The following is a 22104-nucleotide window of genomic DNA, read 5'->3' on the forward strand; positions in this document are numbered from 1 at the left end:
AGCGAACAAAAAAACGCCAGCGATTGCTGGCGTTTTTTATGCCTGTCATCTTTTTACTTCATCACGGCTCAAGGCTTAAACGTTTGCGCAATTGCTGGCTGTAGCCCTGCCACTCCCTGAGTACTTCTTGCTGCACGGGTGTAGACAGAGCCATCCACTCTCCCATCGCCGCATCAAAACTTTCCAAGGTATTAGGCGCCCCCCACTCCGGGGATGACAGCCGTTGTTGACAGAAAAGTCTCCAACGCGCCTGCTCTTCAGGACTCAACGTGTCTGGAAAGTTGCGCGCGCGATATCGGAACAATAGTTCTGGCAAACGCTCATCATCGAAAGGCCAGCGTTCTTGAGCCAATTGCGCGGGGTCAGCCATGCGCACTTGTTCACATAAACGTCGATCGCGATCCCCCAGGAAGCCCGCGTATAACTGTTGTTCGGGATCCTCGCTGGCGGTGAAATCCTCGCGCCCATAAATAGCCTGAAGTTTATCTTGCCAAACTTTCTGTGCGTCAGTTAGCCGCAATGCCCGCTGCTGATAGCCCTCCATGTCCAGTTCCAGTCGCTGCTGGTCCGCGGCACGCAGCACCGACAATGGCGCGATCACCGGGCATTTGTTGATATGGATAAGCTTGAGCGGCACCGGCAACTCACCTTCGAGCAATTCTTCACGGCGGGTATACAAACGCTGGCGCAGGCTTTCGGCATCGTCGTCCAGCAGGCCCTGGGGGTCCAGATGCAGGTCGCAGACGATCAGGGCGTTGCGGTTTTTCGGGTGCCAGGCCAGCGGCAGGACCACACCGATGTAGTTGCGCGCCGCCGAGAAGCGACCGGAAATATGCACCATGGGCTGCAACAGACGGATCTGGTCCATCACCTTCTGTTTGCTGCGCAACTGGAACAGCCAGTCGTAGAGCCGGGGCTGCTGCTGACGGATCAGCCGGGCCAGGGCGATGGTCGCGCGCACGTCCGACAACGCATCATGGGCCTGGCCATGGTCGATGCCATTGGCGGCGGTCAGGCGCTCGAGCTTGAGGGTCACGCGACCGTCCTCTTGCGGCCAGACAATGCCTTGCGGGCGCAGCGCATAGGCCGCGCGCACCAGGTCGATCAAATCCCAGCGACTGTTGCCGCCCTGCCATTCCCGCGCGTACGGGTCGAAGAAATTCCGATAGAGGCTGTAGCGGGTCATTTCATCGTCGAAGCGCAGGGTGTTGTAGCCGGCGCCACAGGTACCGGGCGCGGCCAGGTGGCCGTGGACACGGGTCATGAAATCGGCTTCGCTCAAGCCTTTTTCGGCCAGGCATGTCGGGGTGATACCGGTAATCGCACTGGCCGCCGGATGCGGCAGGATGTCATCGCCGGGCTGGCAATACAGGTTCACCGGTTCGTCGATTTCATTGAGTTCGAAATCGGTACGGATACCCGCCACCTGCAAGGGCCGGTCGCAACGCGGGTTGATGCCGGTGGTTTCGTAGTCGTACCAGAAAATGGAAGTCACGGGCTGTTCCTGAACTGAAGACTGGCGAAGTCTAGGCGCTCGAACCCGCCTGCGACCAGCAGTCCTGTAACTTTTGAATGCCGACACGGGGGTGGATATTGGATCTGTAAACACCCGAGAACCCATGTGGGAGCGGGCTTGCTCGCGAAAGCGGTGGGTCAGCGACATCGATGTTGAATGTACCGCCGTCTTCGCGAGCAAGCCCGCTCCCACAAGGATCCGTGAACACTGAGGGGGCGCAGAATGATGCAGACAACGTTCACGCGCTCAATCCTGTTACAAACCATGAAATGACACACACAGCTCTATCGTTTGCCCGCACGAAGACTGCTAGCATCTGGGCCGAGATTGAACGTTCGGTCTGGCCCATCACAGGTTGCCCATGCTCGAGACACCAGCACTGCAAAGGAACGCGACGCTGCCCGCGCCCCTGGACACGCGCTATCAGGTTGAAACGCCCGAAGGCATCGACCTGCCGCTGCGCCCGGCGGGACTGATGCCGCGTGCAATCGCCTTCGCCATCGACCTGGGCATACGCGGGCTGGTCCTGGGGCTTTTCTTCCTGGTCCTGGCGTTTTTCGGCGAACTGGGGATGGGCCTTGGGTCCATCCTGCTGTTTGTCGTCAGTTGGTGGTACATGGTGCTGTTCGAGGTGCTCAACCAGGGGCGCTCTCCCGGCAAGCAGATCATGGGGCTGCGCGTGGTGCAGGACGATGGCCGGCCCATCGGCTGGTCGGCGTCGTTGATCCGCAACCTGCTGCGTTTCGTCGACATGCTGCCCTTCGGCTACACCTTCGGGGCCATCAGTTGCCTGCAGCATCCGGCGTTCAAGCGCTTGGGCGACCTCGCGGCCGGCACGCTGGTGGTGTATCGCGAACAGCCGGTCAAACGCCCCGCCTTGCCGATGGCCCCGCCGATACGCACGCCTTTCACCCTCAGTCTGAATGAGCAACGCGCCGTGCTGGGCTTCGCCGAACGCCAGGCAGAACTGTCCCAGGCGCGAGTCAACGAACTGGCTGCCATCCTGGCCGCGCCACTGAACGTCCAGGTGCCAAACGCCGCGGCCGAACTCAATGGCGTCGCCCGCGGCCTGCTGGGGCCAACATGAAGCAAAGCCTGTTCGAAAGCCGTCACCAAGGGGAATGGGAGCACCTGACCCGGCAACTCGACCAACTGGAGCGCAGCCGCAGCGTACCCCAGAGCAGCGACTTCCCTGCCACCTACCGACGGCTTTGCCATCACCTGGCACTGGCCCAGGCCCGGGGCTACAGCAGTTTGCTGGTCGACACCCTGCAACAACTGGCGCTGCGCGGTCACCAGCAACTCTACCGGGATCGCAGCCGGCCCTCGGCCAGTCTCTCGGCGTTTATCCTGGTCGGTTTCCCCCGACTGGTGCGTGAACAATGGCGATTCGTGCTGGCCGCCAGCCTGATGTTCCTGGGCAGCCTGGTGGGCATCGGGCTGCTGGTCTATCTGTTCCCGGAACTGGTCTACAGCGTGCTGGGCGCTGACGAAATCAGCCAGATCCGCAGCATGTATGACCCGGCGTCCGGGCACCTGGGGCGCTCGGTCGAGCGGGCCGCCAGCGAGGACTGGGTCATGTTCGGTTACTACATCATGCACAACATCGGCATTGCCTTTCAGACCTTTGCCAGTGGCTTGATGTTTGGCCTGGGGAGCGCGTTTTTCCTGTTTTTCAATGGCCTGACCATCGGCGCGGTGGCCGGGAACCTGACCCAGATCGGCTCCGGGGGAACGTTCTGGTCGTTCGTGATCGGCCACGGCGCCTTCGAACTCACCGCCATCGCCCTGGCCGGGGCCGCAGGCCTGCAACTGGGCTGGGCCTTGATTGCGCCGGGACGCCTGACCCGAGGCGAGGCCTTGCGGCTCGCGGCGGGCAAAAGCGTGCTGATGATCGGCGGCGTGATGCTGTTCCTGCTCATTGCCGCGTTCATCGAGGCCTACTGGTCTTCCAGCGCCGTGACGCCCGCCACCAAATACACGGTAGGCGCCTTGTTGTGGCTGTTGGTGATCAGCTATCTGTCGCTTGCCGGACGGGTCCGCCATGCGCCTGAGTGACGCCACCGTCGTCATCCGCCCACGCACCACCTGGGAAGCCATGGACCTTGGCGTGTTGATGAGTCAGCAGCATCGACGCCTGCTGATGACCAGTTGGGCGATCATCACGTTGCCGGTGTACCTGTTGCTGACCCTGCTGCTGTGGGACTCACCGTCGCTGGTGGTGATGCTGTTCTGGTGGTTGAAGCCGGCCTTCGACCGGCTGCCGCTGTACATTCTGTCCAAGGCACTGTTTGGCGAAACCCCCACCTTGCGGCAGGCGTTGCGCCAGTGGCCTGCGCTGCTCAAGCCGCAGTTGCTGGCCAGCCTGACCTGGCGCCGGTTGAGCCTGAGCCGCAGTTTCCTGATGCCGGTGGTGCAACTCGAGGGGCTTAGCGGTGAGGCCCGGGCGCAGCGCTTGCGGGTATTGCAGCAACGCAACCGCGGCGCGGCGCAATGGTTGACCGTCATCGGCGTGCACCTGGAAACCGCCTTGTGGTTCGGCCTGATGGCCCTGTTCTATCTGTTCGTGCCGCAACAAGTCGAACTGCAATGGGATTGGGAGACGCTGGTGTCAGCGGCCGAGCACGACTGGTTGTGGTTCGAACACCTGGTCAACTTCCTGTACCCGCTGCTGCTGATCTTATGGGAGCCGATATATGTCGCCTGTGGCTTCAGCCTCTACCTGAACCGGCGCACGATCCTCGAGGCGTGGGACATCGAGCTGGTGTTCCGACGCCTGCGCCAACGCCTGAGCGGCGTGGCCCCGGTGCTGATGCTGCTGGTGTTCATGCTGCTGCCGCTGGCGCCCCCGGCGTTTGCCGATGAGGACCGCAGCGGCCCCGACAGCCCCCGACTGCTCAACCAGCCCCTCACCAGCGAAGCCTCCCGGGACGGTATCAAGGCAATCCTCGACGCCCCGCCGTTCAAGAACCCCGAGACCGTCATTCGTTATCGTTTCGGCGAAGAAACGGCCGAATCCCCCGAGTCCGAGACCGAAACCGAGGCCAAACCGAGCTGGCTCAAGGACCTGTTCAAATGGCTCGGCAGCCAACGTTTCGACATCGCCGCCGCACTGATCCAGGTGGTGCTGTGGGCCTGCCTGGTGGCGGCGATCGTCTGGCTGGCCTGGCGCTACCGTGAACGACTCAAGGCCCTGGCCAATCTCCGACCGACGCAGCGCCTGCCGGTGGAACGCGCCGTACCGGCGCGCATGTTCGGCCTGGATATTCGCGAAGAGAGCCTGCCCGCCGACGTGGCGGCCAACGTCGAGCAACTGTGGGCCACGCAACCCCGTGAAGCCCTGGGCCTGCTGTACCGGGCGCTGCTCAGCCGGTTGCATCATGACTTCAAGATCCCCTTGAAACCGGCCGACACCGAAGGTCAGGTGCTGGAACGCGTCGAACAGCTCAAGCAGGACAACCTGCTGGGCTTCAGCAAAAACCTCACCCTGCATTGGCAGAACATTGCCTATGGGCATCGCCCCCCACCGACACACCTGCAACAGGAACTGTGTGACGGCTGGCGCGCGCTGTTCGGTCCGGGGGCGTCTCGATGAGCCGGCACGCGGGATGGCTGATCGGCGCCGTGCTGGCCGCCGTGGTGTGCGCATTCGGTCTCTACCTCTACACCAAGGCCGTGCCCTATGAGGAGGTCGTCGAGCACGACCCCTCCCCTGAGGCCCAGGCCAATCCTTACCTGGCCGCCGAGCTTTTCCTGCGCCAGAAGGGTATCAACATCGAGCACGCCAACAGCCTGGATGTGCTGCCCACCCTGGAGCCTCGCCAGCACAGCCTGCTGTTGCTAGGCGAACGAACCCACATGACGCCACGGGAAGTCGAGCAGTTGATGAACTGGACCCGGGCCGGCGGGCGCTTGCTTTTCGTTGCCGAAGCCTTGTGGGACGACAGCACCGGCAACAGCGGCGACCTGCTGCTCGACCGCGTGCGCCTGCGCCAATCCTTGAGCAAGGACCTCAAGGAACCGGCGCCCAAACTGATCAAGGACCGTTACCCGGAACTGACCAAACTCTATCTGGAAGACGAAGAGGCGCCGGCGTATGTCGGCTTCGACACCGACTTCCACCTCGAGGACCCGCATGACCTGGCCCAGGCCTGGGCCAACAGCGCGCTGGCGACCCACATGATGCAATTGAACCTCGGCCTCGGCTCGATCACCGTGATCACCGACGCCGAGCTGTGGAAGAACGAGAAGATCGACCAGTACGACAACGCCTGGCTGCTCTGGTATTTGAGCGCCGACACGGACGTCACGCTGCTGTTCAACACCGACCACGACAACCTGCTGACCCTGCTGCTGCGCTATTTTCCCCAGGCATTGGTGGCACTGCTGGCCTTGATTGCCCTGTGGTTCTGGCGTTCAGCGGTGCGCCATGGCCCACTGCAACAACCGGCCTCCAAGGCGCGGCGTCAGTTGGAAGAGCACGTGCAGGCCGGCGCCGGTTTCCACCTGCGGCACAACGGCCAGGAGTACCTGTTGCATGCCTTGCAACAAGACGTGCTGCGCCGGGCACGTCATCTTCACCCAGGCTTCGAACAACTGGCCGTCGCCGAACAATGGCAGGTACTCGCCCGCCTGACCCGACAACCGACGCGGGCCATCAGCCAGGCCTTGAGCCCACGGCCGAAACAGCGCCTGTCCCGCGCCGAGTTCTGCCGCCAGGTTGCCCATTTGCAAACCCTTAGGAATGCCTTATAGATTCTTTCCGCAGAAAAATCCGCAAAAACAGCGGAAACAATCTATCGTACGGTATCGCCAAACCCAGTAATTACGGGCTTTATCGACCGTTTTATTTTCCGCATAAATTTCCGCAGGAATTGCCCAACCAATAGCCGTTTATGTTCGCTGGAAGCAAAACGATGATCACCTCGAAAACGTACCTTGATCCCGTACTGCCAGAAAGTCTGCCCGACTCGATCATTCAGGCTGCGGATCAATTGCCACGCAAGGCAACCTTTCTGGCCGGACGGCTGGCCGATGAGACATCCAAGCAACTGGCGGGCCTGTTGCGCATCACCAATACCTACTACTCGAACCTGATCGAAGGGCATCGAACCGAGATCGCCGACCTCCAGGTTGCTCGCACGACACCGAAACGGGAAAGAAAAGAGCTCAAAGAGCTTGCCGTGCAACACATGACGCAGCAGGAGGTGATGGAACGACTGCTTCGCATGCGGCCAACGGACAGTTTCTCTGCCGTGTTCGATCCCAAGTTGATCGCGGCCATCCATCGTCGACTGTTCAAGGACGCCTCTAAGCAGGAGTTGACCCTGGGTGATGGTCGCATGATGGAACCCGGCAGGCTGCGGGCCGAAGAGAACGAGCAGGTCCAGGTTGGCGCCCATGTCGCTCCAGCGGCGGCTGTTGTATTGCCCATGCTTGAGCATCTGCAGTTGCACTACGGACGAATCAGGGATCCGCGACGCCAATTGATCGCGGCCCTGGCAGGCCATCACCGAGTGGCGCTTGTTCACCCCTTCCTTGACGGCAATGGTCGAGTGATTCGGATGCTCACCCACCTGCAGCTTGTTCACCTTGGGCTGAAACCTTTTCTCTGGTCACTGTCTCGTGGCCTGGCTCGCAGGCAAGATGAGTACTATCGCTTTCTGGCCTTGGCTGATCGCCCTCGCGAAGGTGACTATGACGGGCGCGGCCAACTCTCACAGCGTCACTACTTCAACTTCATCGAGTTCATGCTCGATGTCTGCCACGACCAGATCGAGTACATGACGACCTCGCTAAACCCGGCCAAGCTGCGCGAGCAGGTTGTTCATGTGTTTTCAACCGATCCTGAGCTTCGCCGTGCCGGCATCCGGCCCACCAGTGCAGCCGCCGTGCTGGCGCTTCTCACCCAAGGTGCGATGCCGCGTGCGGAGTTCAAAGTGTTCACAGGTTTGAAGGATCGGCTTGCAACGGAAGAACTGGGCCGCTTGATCGAAGCGGGGATCGTGGTCAGCAGTACCCCCAGATCCCGAACGGTGGAAGCGGGTTTGCCCGCACGCTTCGCCGGATTGATCTTTCCAAACCTGCATTTTCAAATGGGCTAAGGTGTGCAGCGACTCAGTTGTCAGCGCCCGGCACTGCACCATGTCGCGAGTCATAGGATTTAACCGTTAGGAGAACGCCAGAATTGACGACTGAACAGAACGAACCTGTCGACGGCCAGGCCCACGCCGCCCAACAGCGCCAGCGCGCCAGTCAGTTGGCCCAGGCCATCCGCACCGAGCTGCGCAAAGCGGTGGTTGGCCAGGGCGCAGTGATCGACGATGTGCTCACCGCGCTGATCGCTGGCGGGCATGTGCTGCTCGAAGGCGTTCCCGGGCTGGGCAAGACCTTGCTGGTGCGGGCCCTGGCCCGGTGTTTCAACGGCGAGTTCGCGCGTATCCAGTTCACCCCCGACCTGATGCCCAGCGACGTCACCGGGCACGCGGTGTACGACTTGCAGACCGAGCAGTTCAAGCTGCGCAAGGGCCCGGTGTTCACCAACCTGCTGCTGGCCGACGAGATCAACCGCGCACCGGCCAAGACCCAGGCCGCGCTGCTCGAAGCCATGCAGGAACGCCAGGTCACCCTCGAAGGCCGCGCCCTGCCCATCAGCCAGCCGTTCATGGTCCTCGCCACCCAGAACCCCATCGAACAGGAAGGCACCTACCCGCTGCCGGAAGCCGAGCTCGACCGCTTCATGCTCAAGGTGCGCATGGACTACCCGGACGCCGACCAGGAGCTGGACATGGTGCGCCAGGTCAGCCGCTCGACCCGCGCCGACATGCTCGACGTGCAGCCGCTGCGCATGGTGTTGCAGGCCAAGGACGTGCAAGCACTGCAACGCATTGCCAGCGACCTGCCGATGGACGATCAGGTGCTCGATTACGCCGTGCGCCTGGCCCGCACCACCCGCAGTTGGCCGGGCCTGACCCTCGGCGCCGGCCCGCGCGCGTCGATTGCGCTGGTACGTTGCGCCCGGGCCCGGGCGTTGTTGCGCGGCGGCGAGTTCGTCGTGCCGGATGACATCAAGGGCTGCGCCCTGGCCGTGCTGCGCCATCGCGTGCGCCTGGCGCCGGAACTGGACATCGAAGGGCTGTCGGTGGACCAGGTGCTGGGGCAACTGCTCGATCAAGTGCCGGCGCCGCGGTTGTGAGTCACACCAGCATGATGAGGGGATTTATGTGGGAGCAAGGCTTGCTGTGGGAGCAAGGCTCCCACAGCAAGCCTTGCTCCCACATAAATCCCCTCACCACAAAAGCCCACTCTGCATTTCTTCTAAAGGGAATGTGTCGATGAAACCCTCGCGCCTGCTGCTGACCTGGCTCGCCGTGCTGCTGGCCGTGAGTATCGTGCTCGGCGCGCTGCGGGCGTTGGGCATGGCGGTGCCATCGGCGCTGCTGTCGATCAACTGGGCGCTGCTGTTGGCCTTGCTGGCCCTGGCGCTGCTCGACGCGGTGCGCGTCAGGCGCCTGCCCTCGCCGCGGGTACAACGGCAGATGCCCGGCAGCCTGGCCCTGGGTCGCTGGGGTGAAATCCGCTTGGACATCAGCCATGACTTTGCCCAACCGCTGCACGTGCAGCTCTTCGACCATGTACCCGATGGCCTGGACTTCGAAAACCTGCCGCTGTCGGTCGAGCTGCAACCCGGCCAGCGCAGCCAGGCCGGCTACCGCCTGCGCCCGCTCAAGCGCGGTCACTTCACCTTCGCCCGGTGCGAAACCAGCCTGCCAAGCCCGCTGGGCCTGTGGACCGACAGACGCCTACTGGACGCTGTCGACCACACCCGCGTCTACCCGGATTTCGCCAGGCTCTACGACGGTCAACTGCTGGCGGTGGACAACTGGCTGAGCCAGCTCGGCATCCGCCAGCGGCAACGACGCGGCCAGGGCCAGGAATTCCATCAATTGCGCGAATTTCGCGAGGGCGACAGCCTGCGCCAGATCGACTGGAAGGCCACGGCCCGCCATCGCACGCCGATTGCCCGGGAATACGAAGACGAGCGCGACCAACAGATTATCTTCATGCTCGACTGCGGCCGGCGCATGCGCAGCCAGGACGGCGAACTGTCGCACTTCGACCACGCCCTCAACGCCTGCCTGCTGCTCAGCTACACCGCGCTGCGCCAGGGCGATGCCGTGGGCCTGAACACCTTCGCCAGCGATCAGACCCGCTACCTCGCCCCGGTCAAAGGCACCGGCCAGCTCAACGTCCTGCTCAACACCGTGTACGACCTCGACAGCAGCCAACGCCCCGCCGACTACCAGGCCGCCGTCACCCAGCTGTTGGCCCGGCAAAAACGCCGGGCCCTAGTGGTGCTGGTGACCAACCTGCGGGATGAGGACGACGCGGATCTGCTCGCGGCCGTCAAACGGTTGGGCCAGCAGCATCGGGGGCTGGTGGCCAGCCTGCGGGAAGAGGCCCTCGACCGGTTGCGCCAGGCGCCGGTGCAAACCTTGCCCGAGGCCTTGGCCTACTGCGGGACGGTGGATTATTTGAATGCCCGGGCCGAACTGCACAAGCAGTTGGCCGCCCACGGCGTCCCGGCCCTGGATTCGCGTCCTAGTGAATTAGGTGCGGACCTGGTGACCCAATACCTGGCCTGGAAAAAGGCCGGGACCGTCTAGGTCCTACAGCGAGCCAGCAAAACTCCGGCTGACTACAACGCCTTGCGCAACGGACTACAGATCCGCCAGAATCCGCCGGCTTGTGCGCTTTGACGTCGCCCCGTAACTTGATTCGCGTCGCTGATATCCAGCGATCGGGTTTAGTCGCCCGGCTATGAAGTGATGTGCACAAGCGTCATCCAGTCGGGTTCCCCTATCCCCGCACTTGATGGTGGCTGTGCGCAGGGCGCCCTCGGGCGCGCCGGTTTCACTTCTCACCGGTCGACTAACCTGCGTCCAGCCGCCACCCCTCGTTTAGTCGCGAGCCGGATGGCAGCACCACCAACGAGAAGTGAATATGATCAAGCCAACTCCAAATCCACCCCACGAAACCCTCGACCCCGAAAAGCTCGACGAAGCCGCTCAAAGAGCCCTCGACTACTACCTCAAGCCCAACCACGGCCAACCCGACAAAAAGCCTTACAAACAACCGGACTACTTCATCGTCGCCCCCGACGCCGATCCCGAAGGCATGCTCGCGCACACCTACGAAACCTTCTGCTCGGTGAGCACGCTGATCCTGGATTTATCGGAAGACCTGGAAGGCGCCCCGCGCAACCTGGCCCTGGCGATTCACCAGATGGGCGAGATGGGGGTGTTGTTGCTGGAGAAGATGCTGGATAACGAGGCGAAGGTTCAGCGCTGAAGCTTTGGACTGTTTCTGAGTAACCTGTGGGAGCAAAGCTTGCTCGCGATGGCGTCCGTGGAATCGCCATCGCGAGCGAGCTTTGCTCCCACAGAGGTATCAACCAGGCTGGTTATTCCATAGCCCGATCTCAGGCCGATTCCGGCAACGGATAAAAACTGAAATATTGCTGCAACGCGCTGATCAGTTGCCCGTACTCCGGCGGCGCCCATTTCAGGCTGAAACCGGCGTCGAAATGCTGCGGCGTCACGTCTTCGCGGCACCACAGGCAATTGGCCCTGAGCACAATGTTCTGCTGCGGTCCCTCATCGGCAGGGATTTTCAGGAGCAGGTCAAAGTCCGCGCCGACCATCAACGGTAAATGGCTGATCAGCATCAGGCCATCTGCAGAAACGTTGCCCAAAAAACCGATGGGCTTGCCGTTGACGCCATTGAACACTCTCAGGAAACACGGCAGCTGATGCCGTTCGATTCGCCGTTTTTTGTACATGTCCTGTATCGCTTTTTGAACGACCCCGAATCGGGGCAACCTAATACTTCGGAACGAGCACACGTCAGCTCGCTCTCCCCGATCCCGGTGCCAGACGCTCGCAAGCGTTCAGGCCCTAGTGCTGCCGGTCACAGGTGCCGCTTGAAGTTAGAGATTTAGCTCTAATGACGATTTGTACAAATATAGCTCAAGGTGGTGTGGCGGCCAGTCCTTGCGCAAACCTTTCATAAACAAAAACACGCCAGGCGCTTGTGGCCGGGGATCGCCCCGGCCAATGGCTTGGTGAGCCTGTCAGGACGCCGACGGGCGGATCGCCGACGCGCTGCGGGTCGGGTAATGGCCCAGGCTCTGCAGGGTCTCGAGCCGAGCGCGGGCGCGGAAGGCGTATTCACTGTTAGGGTATTGCACGATGATGAACTGGTAGGTCTGCGCCGCATCGACAAACAGCTTCTGCCGTTCCAGGCACTGGCCGCGCAGCATCGAGACTTCCGGCTGCATATAGCGGCGGGCACGGCTGGCGCGGTCGACCTGGGACAGTTCGAGCATGACCTGCTCGCAATTGCCGCGTTCATAGGCCTTGTAGGCCAGGTTCATGTGATGGTTCATCGACCAACGGGTGCAGCCCGTGACGCTCAGGGCCAGGGCAACAAAAAGCACGAATCGCATGGGAGGTTCTCCTGTCTTGAGCTCTGTATCGACCTGGCTGGGAAAATCTTCAGCCTGAAAATGGACCGGACGCTGTCCCTCTGGCAAGGGGAATGATGAGCTATGGGAACTGGATGGGAATGATGGCCTGGGGAGCAGAGATGTGAATGAAGACCTGTGGGAGCAAGGCTTGCCCGCGATGGCACACTCGAGATCGCCATCGCGAGCAAGCTATGCTCCCACAGATCATCCACCACACCAGCAAGCCTTGCTCCCACAGATCATTCCAGCTCACCACCAAGCTGTACTTGAAAGCTCATCCAAGGCGCAAAAATTTTCAGGAATGTTCATTTCGAAAAACAAACGAAAAAGTAGTGCATATGAACAATGACTACACCCAAAGAGCATAGTAGCCTTCGCTGGCGCTTGAACTTGAGGAGTCTTGCATGTCCGTCCGTCGCACCAAAATCGTCGCTACCCTTGGCCCGGCCAGTAATTCGCCGGAAGTTCTCGAACAGCTGATTCTGGCTGGCCTGGACGTTGCCCGCCTGAATTTCTCCCACGGTACCCCCGACGAGCACAAGGCTCGTGCCAAGCTGGTGCGCGACCTCGCCGCCAAGCACGGCCGCTTCGTTGCCCTGCTGGGTGACCTGCAAGGCCCGAAGATCCGTATCGCCAAATTCGCCAACAAGCGCATCGAGCTGAAGATCGGTGACGCCTTCACCTTCTCCACCAGCCATCCGCTGACCGAAGGCAACCAGCAAGTGGTCGGCATCGACTACCCGGACCTGGTCAAGGACTGCGGCGTGGGCGACGAGCTGCTGCTCGACGACGGTCGCGTGGTGATGCGCGTCGAAACCGCCACCGCCACTGAACTGCACTGCATCGTGATCATCGGCGGCCCGCTGTCGGACCACAAAGGCATCAACCGTCGCGGCGGTGGCCTGACCGCACCGGCCCTGACCGAAAAAGACAAGGCCGACATCAAGCTGGCCGCGGAAATGGAAGTCGACTACCTGGCCGTGTCCTTCCCGCGCGACGCCGCTGATATGGAATACGCCCGTCAACTGCGCGACGAAGCCGGCGGTACTGCCTGGCTGGTGGCCAAGATCGAACGCGCCGAAGCGGTGGCCGACGACGAAACCCTCGATGGCCTGATCAAGGCGTCCGACGCCGTGATGGTGGCCCGTGGTGACCTGGGCGTGGAAATCGGCGACGCCGAGCTGGTGGGCATCCAGAAGAAGATCATTCTGCACGCACGCCGCCACAACAAAGCGGTGATCGTCGCGACCCAGATGATGGAGTCGATGATCCAGAACCCGATGCCGACCCGCGCCGAAGTGTCCGACGTAGCCAACGCCGTACTGGACTACACCGACGCCGTGATGCTCTCGGCCGAAAGCGCCGCCGGCCTCTACCCGCTCGAAGCGGTGCAGGCCATGGCACGCATCTGCATCGGCGCTGAAAAGCACCCGACCAGCAAGACCTCCAGCCACCGCATCGGCAAGACCTTCGAGCGCTGCGACGAGAGCATCGCCCTGGCGACGATGTACACCGCCAACCACTTCCCGGGCGTGAAGGCGATCATCGCCCTGACCGAAAGTGGCTACACGCCGCTGATCATGTCGCGCATCCGTTCCTCGGTGCCGATCTACGCGTTCTCCCCGCACCGCGAAACCCAGGCGCGCGCGTCGATGTTCCGTGGTGTCTACACCGTGCCATTCGACCCGGCCGCCCTGCAACCGGGCGAAGTCAGCCAGGCGGCGGTGGATGAACTGGTCAAGCGCGGCGTGGTGCAGACCGGTGACTGGGTCATCCTGACCAAGGGCGACAGCTACCACACCATCGGCGGCACCAACGGGATGAAAATCCTGCATGTTGGCGACCCGATGGTCTGAGTGACCGAGCGCTGAAAAACAAAAGCCCTGCCATGTGAATGGCGGGGCTTTTTGGTTTTTGCCTGCAAGAAATGTGGCACTTGGACTGGCCCCATCGCGAGCAAGCTTTGCTCCCACAGTTCGGCCGGCGTACACATCTCACCTGTGGGAGCGGGCTTGCTCGCGAAGGCGTCGGCCCATTCAAAATGGATGCAAGCTGACCCACCGCTTTCGCGAGCAAGCCCGCTCCCACAGGGGTTTTGTGTTGAACACATTATTCGTGAACACCACAGACCTACTGTGGGAGCAAAGCTTGCTCGCGATGGGGCCAGTCCAGGCGCTGCAAAACCCAATGCCTGTTGATAAACCCCGACAACGCGGCTACCTGCCTGCCCTCTTCTTCAATCACCTTGCGCAACTGTCCCCGGCCTGGAAACGCTCAACCACGGGGCAGGAAGACGTCGGCCAGCAGTTGATTGCGCGGCAAGCCCGCCAGGTACAAGCGCTTGGCAAAGGCCTCGACCCGGTCGGGGTGGCCGCAGAGTAAGGCTTGGGTTTGCCGTGAAACAAGCCGCAGTTGCGCCAAGGCGGACGGCGCCTCGGCTGCGCTCAGCAGCTCCACGGTGAGGTTTTGATGCTTGGCCGCCAGCGCCGCCAGGGGTTTGGCCAGGTAATGCCCGGCCGCATCATGGGCCACGTGAATAAGGCGAATCGCGCCTTGATGCTGCTGGCGCAACGCTTCGCGCAGCAAGCCAAACAACGGCGCCAGGCCGGTGCCGGCGGCGAGCAGCCACAGCGGCCTGTCGTGCCAGTCGGGGTCGTAATGCAGGGCACCGCCGCGCAACTCGCCCAGACGGATCGGGTCACCGGCCTTCATCTGCCGGGCCGCATCAATGAATTGGCCGGGCTCGCGGCAATCGAGGTGGAACTCCAGGAACCGGTCTTCCTCGGGCAGGCTCGCCAGGGAATACGGCCGGGCCACGTCACCAGCCCACAGCACCAGGTGCTGCCCGGCCTGATAACGCAGCGGCCGCTCGGGGGTGACGCGCAGGCGCAGCACCTCGCCACCGAGCCAATCCACCGCGGCTACGTGAGCGGCCTGGCCGTCGCGTTGCGGGTCGAAGGTGTGGATCTGCACATCCTCGACCACCTGGCATTGGCAGGCCAGCCGCCAGCCCTGGTCGCGTTGCACCGGGTTCAAGGCGTCGGGACGACTGTCGCGCACATCACCGCCCACACACTGCACCAGGCACGCGTGGCAGCTGCCGGCGCGACAACTGTAGGGCACCGCCACACCGGCGCCGTTCAACACGTCCAGCAGGTTACTGCCCGCCGCCACCGTCCATTGCCGACCGGCGACTGTCAGTTCAGGCATCGACGTTCTCCCAGGCGGCGGCGCACCGATTGCGGCCGTCTCGCTTGGCACGGTACAGGGCCTGGTCGGCACGCTGCAACGCGTTGTCCAGGTCATCGCCCATTTCCAGCATCGTCATGCCCGCCGACAAGCTGAGGGCGCCGACCTGCAGGCCGATCAGCTCGACTTCAGTGAACGCCAGCCGCAGCCGCTCGCAGCAGGCCGTCAGGCGCTGGGGGTCACAAGCAGGCAGCAGCATGACGAATTCCTCGCCGCCATAACGGGCCAATACATCGCCCTCGCGCAGGCACGCCGTGGCGACCGCGGCAAATGCCTGCAGCACCTGGTCGCCAGCAGCGTGGCCGTGCAGGTCGTTGATGCGCTTGAAATGGTCGAGATCGATCAGGGCCAGGCCATGGGCGATGCCGGGCCTGAGGGTGTTGAGTTCGCGCGAAGCGAGGCGCAGGAAGTGCCGGCGATTGAACAGCCCGGTCAGCTCATCGGTGGCCACCAGGTCTTCGAGCTGGCGCATCATCCCGCGCAAGGTGTCCTGGTGCGCCTGCAGGGCAAACCGCCGCTGGCGCATGCGCTGACGTGAGGTCTGGACGTAGCGGGCGTAGAACACCAGCCACACCAGCACGAGAAACAGCACGGCCACCTGCAACCCGGCCAAGGTGGGGTCCGGAAGCCGGAAGAAGTAACCGTCCCACAGGGTAATAGCGGTGAAGCTGATAAACACCAGCGTCGCGCAGCGCACAAAGGCCCGGCGTGACAGGTGAAACAGCCCGAACAGCAGGATCAATACATAAAACACCAGGAACACGCCCCGAGCCTGGTCCAGGTGCGCCATCATCCAGGTTTGCCAGCCCAGGCCGATCAACACCTGCGCTTCGGTAAGGCTGGGGTCGGCGAAGCGCAGGTTACGGTCGGTGATAAACAGCGCGAACAGTCCGGCCTGGCACAGCACCACCAACACGCTGCCGATGATGACATCGCGCAACGAATCGAGGTAATGACCACTGAAAAATGCCAGCCACAACAAAACCAGTGCCAGCGCGTACGTCGCGGCCGCCAAAGCGAAGCGTTTCAGCAAAAGACGTTGAATGGCGTTATGGGTCAATCGTTGACTCACCATGGGAAAGGAAACTGACAGGAGGCGTCCTACGCTACAGGCCAGACGCCACTTTAGTGGCGTGTAGGACAAATGACCATTCAATTCTGGAGCAGAAAAATGGCGTCAAAGCAATGGCCTAGATTGACGCAGTGGTTTGAGGCCTGACACATAGCCTGCACATCGCCCTGTTGGGCTGTGGGAGCAAGGTTTCTGTGGGAACAAAGCTTCTGTGGGAGCAAAGCTTGCTCGCGATGCAGGCGCCTCGATTCCCCGGGAGACCGCGTTGTCTTCATCGCGGGCAAGCCTTGCTCCCACAGAAGCCTTGCCCCCACAGAAGCTTTGCTCCCACAGCCTTGCTCTCACAGCTCGCTCCCACAGGGGGCCGGCCTGCGATATACTGCCGCGCCTTTTTAGCGTCGCGCCAGCATGCCCGGCGTGCCTTATAGAGGTGCCGTCCGTCGACCGATGCACCCAAGCGGCCGGCACCTTATTGAATGTTCCCGTCTTTAGAGAGGAGCGCGACTCATGACCGTGATCAAGCAAGATGACCTGATACAGAGCGTTGCCGACGCTTTGCAGTTCATTTCCTACTACCACCCCGTGGATTTCATCCAGGCGATGCACGAGGCCTATCTGCGCGAAGAATCGCCGGCAGCCCGTGACTCCATGGCGCAGATCCTGATCAACTCGCGCATGTGCGCCACCGGCCATCGGCCGATCTGCCAGGACACCGGCATCGTGACCGTGTTCGTGCGCGTGGGCATGGACGTGCGTTGGGATGGCGCGACCATGAGCCTGGACGACATGATCAACGAGGGCGTACGTCGCGCCTACAACCTGCCGGAAAACGTCCTGCGTGCCTCCATCCTCGCCGACCCGGCAGGCGCACGCAAAAACACCAAGGACAACACCCCGGCGGTCATCCACTACTCCATCGTCCCGGGCAACACCGTGGAAGTGGACGTGGCGGCCAAGGGCGGCGGCTCCGAGAACAAGTCGAAGATGGCGATGCTCAACCCGTCCGACTCCATCGTTGACTGGGTGCTGAAAACCGTTCCGACCATGGGCGCCGGCTGGTGCCCACCGGGCATGCTCGGCATCGGCATCGGCGGCACCGCCGAGAAAGCCGCGGTCATGGCCAAGGAAGTGTTGATGGAATCCATCGACATCCACGAGCTCAAGGCTCGCGGCCCGCAGAACCGTATCGAAGAGATGCGCCTGGAGCTGTTCGAGAAGGTCAACCAACTGGGCATCGGCGCCCAGGGCCTGGGTGGCCTGACCACCGTGCTCGACGTGAAGATCATGGACTACCCGACCCACGCCGCCTCCCTGCCGGTGTGCATGATCCCCAACTGCGCCGCCACCCGTCACGCCCACTTCGTGCTCGACGGCAGCGGCCCGGCGTCGCTGGAAGCGCCACCGTTGGACGCCTACCCGGAAATCGTCTGGGAAGCCGGCCCGTCGGCCCGTCGCGTCAACCTCGACACCCTGACCCCGGAAGACGTGCAGAGCTGGAAACCGGGCGAAACCGTGCTGCTCAACGGCAAGATGCTCACCGGCCGCGATGCCGCGCACAAGCGCATGGTCGAGATGCTGAACAAGGGTGAAACCTTGCCGGTGGACCTCAAGGGCCGCTTCATCTACTACGTCGGCCCGGTCGACCCGGTAGGCGAAGAAGTCGTCGGCCCAGCCGGCCCGACCACCGCCACGCGGATGGACAAGTTCACCCGTCAGATCCTCGAGCAGACCGGCCTGTTGGGCATGATCGGCAAATCCGAGCGCGGCCCGACCGCCATCGAAGCGATCAAGGACAACAAGGCTGTCTACCTGATGGCCGTCGGCGGCGCCGCTTACCTGGTGGCCCAGGCGATCAAGAAATCCAAGGTCCTGGCGTTCGCCGAACTGGGGATGGAAGCGATCTACGAGTTCGAGGTCAAGGACATGCCGGTGACCGTTGCGGTCGATAGCAAAGGCGAGTCGGTACACATCACCGGTCCTGCCATCTGGCAGAAGAAGATCAGTGACAGCCTGGCGGTCGAAGTGCAGTAACAGGCATTTTGGCGCGGTGAAAAAGGCCGGTGGGGCGACAAGCCCACCGGCCTTTTTTTATGCAGGCACCAAAGCCATACCTACACAACCCTGTGGCGAGGGAGCTTGCTCCCGCTGGGCTGCGTAGCAGCCCCAAACCAGTCAACCCAGTACTCCAGGAAAAATCGGCCGACTGGTTTTACGACTGCTGCGCAGCCGAGCGGGAGCAAGCTCCCTCGCCACGATGGTTTATATCCAGCATTCAAGTAACTGACCCACCGCCAATTCCCTGTGGGAGCGGGCTTGCTCGCGAAAGCGGTGGGCCAGCCGACATCAATGTTGAATGTGCCGGCTTCTTCGCGAGCAAGCCCGCTCCCACAGGATCTGCGGCAGGCTCGAAGTACATGATCGCTTGACGCAACCGCCATGCTATCGTGCCCGCCCGACTTTCCACTGGTTTACGCCAGCATGCTGCCGACTCCCCGTACCTTGCGTCTGTCGTTGTACACCTTGCTGATCCTCATCGGCGCGGCCGTTGCCGCCACCCTCGCCGTGCGCCATGCCGAACGTGCGGCCCTGGAGGAAGACGCCGGTCGTGCCAACCAGCAGTTGGCGCTGTACGCCACTTCGCTGCACACCCTGATCGAACGCTACCGCGCCCTGCCCGTCGTGCTGGCGCTGGACCCGGAGTTGCGCTCGGCCCTCAAGGGGCCGGTCAGCGCGGCGCAGCAGGACGCGTTGAACCGCAAGCTGGAACAGATCAACGGCGCCGCCCAGTCATCCACCCTGGAATTGCTCGACCACACCGGCCTGGCCGTCGCGGCCAGCAACTGGCGCCTGCCCAGCAGCTATGTCGGGCACAACTATGGCTTTCGTCCGTATTTCCTCCAGACCCGCACCCAGGGCACCGGGCGTTTTTATGCGGTGGGCGTGACCAGCGGCATCCCGGGGTACTTTCTCTCCAGCGCCGTGACGGGCGACAACGGCGAGTTCCTCGGCGCGATGGTGGTCAAGCTGGAATTTCCGGAGCTTGAGCGCGAATGGCGCCAGGGCAGCGACACGCTGTTGGTCAGCGACGCCCGGGGCATCATCTTCATCGCCAACCGCCCGGGCTGGCGTTATCGCCACTTGCAGCCGCTGAGCGACAGCGACCGCGCCGAGCTCAAGGCCACCCGTCAGTACGACAAACAACCGTTGCAACCGCTGGCCTATGAAGCGCTGCGACGCTTCGACGACAATAGCCATCTGGCCCGGGTCGAGACCCCCGATGGCTCGGCGGACTACCTGTGGAAATCCTTGCCGCTGACCGCCGAAGGCTGGACGCTGCACTTGCTGCGCCGTCCGCAGATTGCCTTCGAAGACCGACGTAATGCCGGGCTCGCGGCTGCCGGGTCGTGGCTGGCGCTGGTGTTCCTGCTGCTGTTTCTCAACCAGCGCTGGCGCCTGGCAAAATTGCGCCAGCGCAGCCGCGAAGAGCTTGAACGGTTGGTCGAAGAACGTACCCGGGATCTGCGCACGGCCCAGGACGGCCTGGTGCAATCGGCCAAGCTGGCAGCACTGGGGCAGATGTCGGCGGCACTGGCCCATGAAATCAACCAGCCCTTGACCGCCCAGCGCATGCAATTGGCGACCCTGCGCTTGCTGCTCGATCACGGGCGGGTCGATGACGCCTACAAGGCCCTCAAGCCGGTGGACGACATGCTGACGCGCATGGCCGCCCTCACCGGCCACCTGAAGACCTTTGCCCGCAAAAGCCCCAGCGGCCTGCGCGAACGCCTCGACCTGGCGGCGGTGGTCGACCAGGCGCTGCAATTGCTGGACACACGCCTGCGCGACGAACAGATCAGCACCGTGCTGCACGTGACTCGACCGGCCTGGGTGCGCGGCGATGCGATCCGCCTCGAACAGGTGTTGATCAACCTGCTGCGCAACGCCCTCGACGCCATGGCCGACCAACCCCTCAAGCGCCTGGAAGTGCGCCTGGAAGCCGATGAGCAATTGTGGCGCCTGACCGTCAGTGACAGCGGCACCGGTATCGCCGAGGAACACCTGGCCCAGGTGTTCGATCCGTTTTTCACCACCAAGGCGGTGGGCGACGGCCTGGGCCTGGGGCTGGCGGTTTCGTTTGCAATCATCCATGAATCCGGTGGACGGCTGACGGCGGACAACCATGAGCACGGCGCGGTATTCTGCGTGACCTTGCCCATTGATCAGGAGCCGCAACTGCATGCTTGATTCAGTCATGGTTGTGGATGACGAAGGCAGCATTCGCAGTGCCGTCGAGCAGTGGTTGAGCCTGTCGGGGTTCCAGGTGCAGCTGTTCAGCCGCGCCGATGAATGCCTGGCCCGGTTGCCGGAGCATTTCCCCGGGGTAATCCTCAGCGATGTGCGCATGCCCGGCCTCAGCGGCCTGGAGTTGTTGGCCGAAGTGCGCCGCCGCGATCCCGACCTGCCGGTGATTCTGTTGACCGGCCACGGCGACGTGCCGATGGCCGTGGAAGCCATGCGCGACGGTGCCTACGACTTCCTGGAAAAACCCTTCAGCCCCGAAGCCCTGCTCGGCAGCCTGCGCCGGGCCCTGGACAAGCGCACCCTGGTCCTGGAAAACCGTCGCCTGCATGAACAGGCCGACGCCCGGACCCGTCTCGATGGGACGCTGCTGGGGGTTTCCCGTGCGTTGCAAAACCTGCGGCGCCAAGTGCTGGACCTCGCCGCACTGCCAGTCAACGTGTTGATCCGCGGCGAAACCGGCAGCGGCAAGGAACTGGTCGCCCGTTGCCTGCACGACTTCGGCCCGAGGGCGAGCAAACCCTTCGTCGCGCTGAACTGCGCAGCCATTCCCGAAGCGCTGTTCGAGGCGGAGCTGTTCGGCCATGAAAGCGGCGCCTTCACCGGCGCCCAGGGCAAGCGCATCGGCAAGCTCGAATACGCCGACGGCGGCACGCTGTTTCTCGACGAAATCGAGAGCATGCCCCTGGCCCAGCAGGTCAAGTTGTTGCGGGTGTTGCAGGAACAGAAGCTCGAACGCCTGGGCTCCAACCAGAGCATCCAGGTGGACCTGCGCATCATCGCCGCCACCAAGCCCGACCTGTTGGACGAAGCCCGGGCCGGGCGTTTCCGTGAAGACCTGGCCTATCGCCTGAACATCGCCGAGCTGCGCCTGCCGCCGCTGCGAGAACGGCGCGAGGACATTCCCTTGCTGTTCGAACACTTCACCCACAGTGCGGCCGAACGCTTGGGCCGCTCCGCCGCGCCCCTGAGCGGCCCGCAGTTGAGCCACCTGCTCAGCCACGACTGGCCGGGCAACGTGCGGGAACTGGCCAATGTCGCCGAACGCCAGGTGTTGGGGCTCGACCAACTGCCCGCCCTGGAGACGGAGCCGGGCCAGTCCCTCGCGGCCCAGCAGGAAGCCTTCGAAGCCCAATGCCTGCGCGCCGCCCTGACTCGGCACAAAGGTGATGTGAAAGCCGTGCTCGAAGAACTGCAACTGCCGCGCCGCACCTTCAATGAAAAGATGCAGCGGCATGGGTTGAGTCGGGAGATGTTTTTGTAGGGCCGCGAATTTTGCGGCCGATCGTTCCCACGCTCTGCGTGGGAACGCCGCTACGGACGCTCCGCGTTCGGCTTCTAGGGACGCGGAGCGTCCCAGGCTGCATTCCCACGCAGAGCGTGGGAACGATCCTCTTGCATAAGCGGATTCCCGCCCACACCCCCAGCCACAATGAGCGG

General features: G+C 62.8%; 18 protein-coding genes. 13 read left to right on the forward strand and 5 right to left on the reverse strand.

Translation table 11 applies throughout. The annotated features are described in order from the left end of the window. Positions 1-61: 61 nt before the first annotated feature. Positions 62-1495, reverse strand: a complete 1434-nt coding sequence (sbcB, locus tag AD662_RS22575; protein WP_053189770.1) for an exodeoxyribonuclease I — start codon at positions 1493-1495, stop codon at positions 62-64. A 382-nt stretch (positions 1496-1877) separates the two neighbouring features. On the opposite strand from sbcB, the gene AD662_RS22580 reads away from it, so the two are divergent. From AD662_RS22580 to AD662_RS22615, 8 genes are all read left to right on the forward strand, one after another. After that, a complete protein-coding gene (locus AD662_RS22580; protein ID WP_018614298.1) occupies positions 1878-2603 on the forward strand; it encodes an RDD family protein in 726 nt (241 codons plus the stop codon). Beyond that, positions 2600-3574, forward strand: a complete 975-nt coding sequence (locus AD662_RS22585) for a stage II sporulation protein M (RefSeq protein ID WP_053189771.1) — start codon at positions 2600-2602, stop codon at positions 3572-3574. Before AD662_RS22580 ends, AD662_RS22585 begins: the two co-directional genes overlap by 4 nt. Beyond that, positions 3561-5111, forward strand: coding sequence for a DUF4129 domain-containing protein (locus AD662_RS22590; RefSeq protein WP_033062956.1), 1551 nt, complete (start codon positions 3561-3563; stop codon positions 5109-5111). Before AD662_RS22585 ends, AD662_RS22590 begins: the two co-directional genes overlap by 14 nt. After that, positions 5108-6271: a DUF4350 domain-containing protein gene (locus tag AD662_RS22595; RefSeq protein ID WP_053189772.1), complete on the forward strand. Its 1164-nt coding sequence runs from the start codon at positions 5108-5110 to the stop codon at positions 6269-6271. The genes AD662_RS22590 and AD662_RS22595 overlap by 4 nt, the downstream gene beginning before the upstream one ends. Positions 6272-6432: 161 nt before the next feature. After that, complete coding sequence (locus AD662_RS22600) at positions 6433-7620, forward strand: Fic family protein (protein ID WP_018614306.1); 1188 nt, start codon at positions 6433-6435, stop codon at positions 7618-7620. 83 nt (positions 7621-7703) lie between these two features. Beyond that, a complete protein-coding gene (locus AD662_RS22605) occupies positions 7704-8711 on the forward strand; it encodes an AAA family ATPase (RefSeq protein WP_053189773.1) in 1008 nt (335 codons plus the stop codon). Positions 8712-8850: 139 nt separating this feature from the next. After that, complete coding sequence (locus AD662_RS22610; RefSeq protein WP_053189774.1) at positions 8851-10182, forward strand: DUF58 domain-containing protein; 1332 nt, start codon at positions 8851-8853, stop codon at positions 10180-10182. Positions 10183-10519: 337 nt separating this feature from the next. Further along, complete coding sequence (locus AD662_RS22615; RefSeq protein WP_046062649.1) at positions 10520-10867, forward strand: DUF6124 family protein; 348 nt, start codon at positions 10520-10522, stop codon at positions 10865-10867. Positions 10868-10997: 130 nt separating this feature from the next. Here AD662_RS22615 and AD662_RS22620 read toward each other — a convergent pair whose 3' ends face one another. Then, positions 10998-11357, reverse strand: a complete 360-nt coding sequence (locus tag AD662_RS22620; protein ID WP_018605633.1) for a PilZ domain-containing protein — start codon at positions 11355-11357, stop codon at positions 10998-11000. A 291-nt stretch (positions 11358-11648) separates the two neighbouring features. Beyond that, positions 11649-12023, reverse strand: coding sequence for a tetratricopeptide repeat protein (locus tag AD662_RS22625; RefSeq protein WP_018605632.1), 375 nt, complete (start codon positions 12021-12023; stop codon positions 11649-11651). Between the two features lie 142 nt (positions 12024-12165). Here AD662_RS22625 and AD662_RS29390 point away from each other — a divergent pair, with 142 nt between their 5' ends. Both AD662_RS29390 and pyk read left to right on the forward strand, forming a co-directional pair. Continuing rightward, positions 12166-12393, forward strand: a complete 228-nt coding sequence (locus tag AD662_RS29390) for a hypothetical protein (protein WP_139213011.1) — start codon at positions 12166-12168, stop codon at positions 12391-12393. Positions 12394-12448: 55 nt separating this feature from the next. Continuing rightward, positions 12449-13900, forward strand: a complete 1452-nt coding sequence (gene pyk / locus AD662_RS22630) for a pyruvate kinase (RefSeq protein ID WP_053189775.1) — start codon at positions 12449-12451, stop codon at positions 13898-13900. A gap of 418 nt (positions 13901-14318) precedes the next feature. Here the strand turns inward: pyk and AD662_RS22635 are convergent, their stop codons facing one another. Together AD662_RS22635 and AD662_RS22640 are read right to left on the reverse strand one after the other, a co-directional pair. Then, positions 14319-15254 (reverse strand): iron-sulfur-binding ferredoxin reductase, encoded by a 936-nt coding sequence (locus AD662_RS22635; protein WP_053189776.1) that lies wholly within the window; start codon positions 15252-15254, stop codon positions 14319-14321. Beyond that, the gene (locus tag AD662_RS22640) at positions 15247-16353 is read right to left on the reverse strand and encodes a GGDEF domain-containing protein (RefSeq protein ID WP_018605627.1); all 1107 of its coding nucleotides are present in this window, start codon (positions 16351-16353) and stop codon (positions 15247-15249) included. The genes AD662_RS22635 and AD662_RS22640 overlap by 8 nt, the downstream gene beginning before the upstream one ends. A 519-nt stretch (positions 16354-16872) precedes the next feature. Here AD662_RS22640 and AD662_RS22645 point away from each other — a divergent pair. From AD662_RS22645 to AD662_RS22655, 3 genes are all read left to right on the forward strand, one after another. Beyond that, positions 16873-18396: a fumarate hydratase gene (locus AD662_RS22645; RefSeq protein WP_053189777.1), complete on the forward strand. Its 1524-nt coding sequence runs from the start codon at positions 16873-16875 to the stop codon at positions 18394-18396. Positions 18397-18843: 447 nt separating this feature from the next. After that, positions 18844-20610: a sensor histidine kinase gene (locus tag AD662_RS22650; RefSeq protein ID WP_033062592.1), complete on the forward strand. Its 1767-nt coding sequence runs from the start codon at positions 18844-18846 to the stop codon at positions 20608-20610. Next, the gene (locus tag AD662_RS22655; protein WP_018605620.1) at positions 20603-21928 is read left to right on the forward strand and encodes a sigma-54-dependent transcriptional regulator; all 1326 of its coding nucleotides are present in this window, start codon (positions 20603-20605) and stop codon (positions 21926-21928) included. The genes AD662_RS22650 and AD662_RS22655 overlap by 8 nt, the downstream gene beginning before the upstream one ends. Positions 21929-22104 lie beyond the last annotated feature (176 nt).

Source organism: Pseudomonas kilonensis, from assembly GCF_001269885.1.
GTDB lineage: Bacteria > Pseudomonadota > Gammaproteobacteria > Pseudomonadales > Pseudomonadaceae > Aquipseudomonas > Aquipseudomonas kilonensis.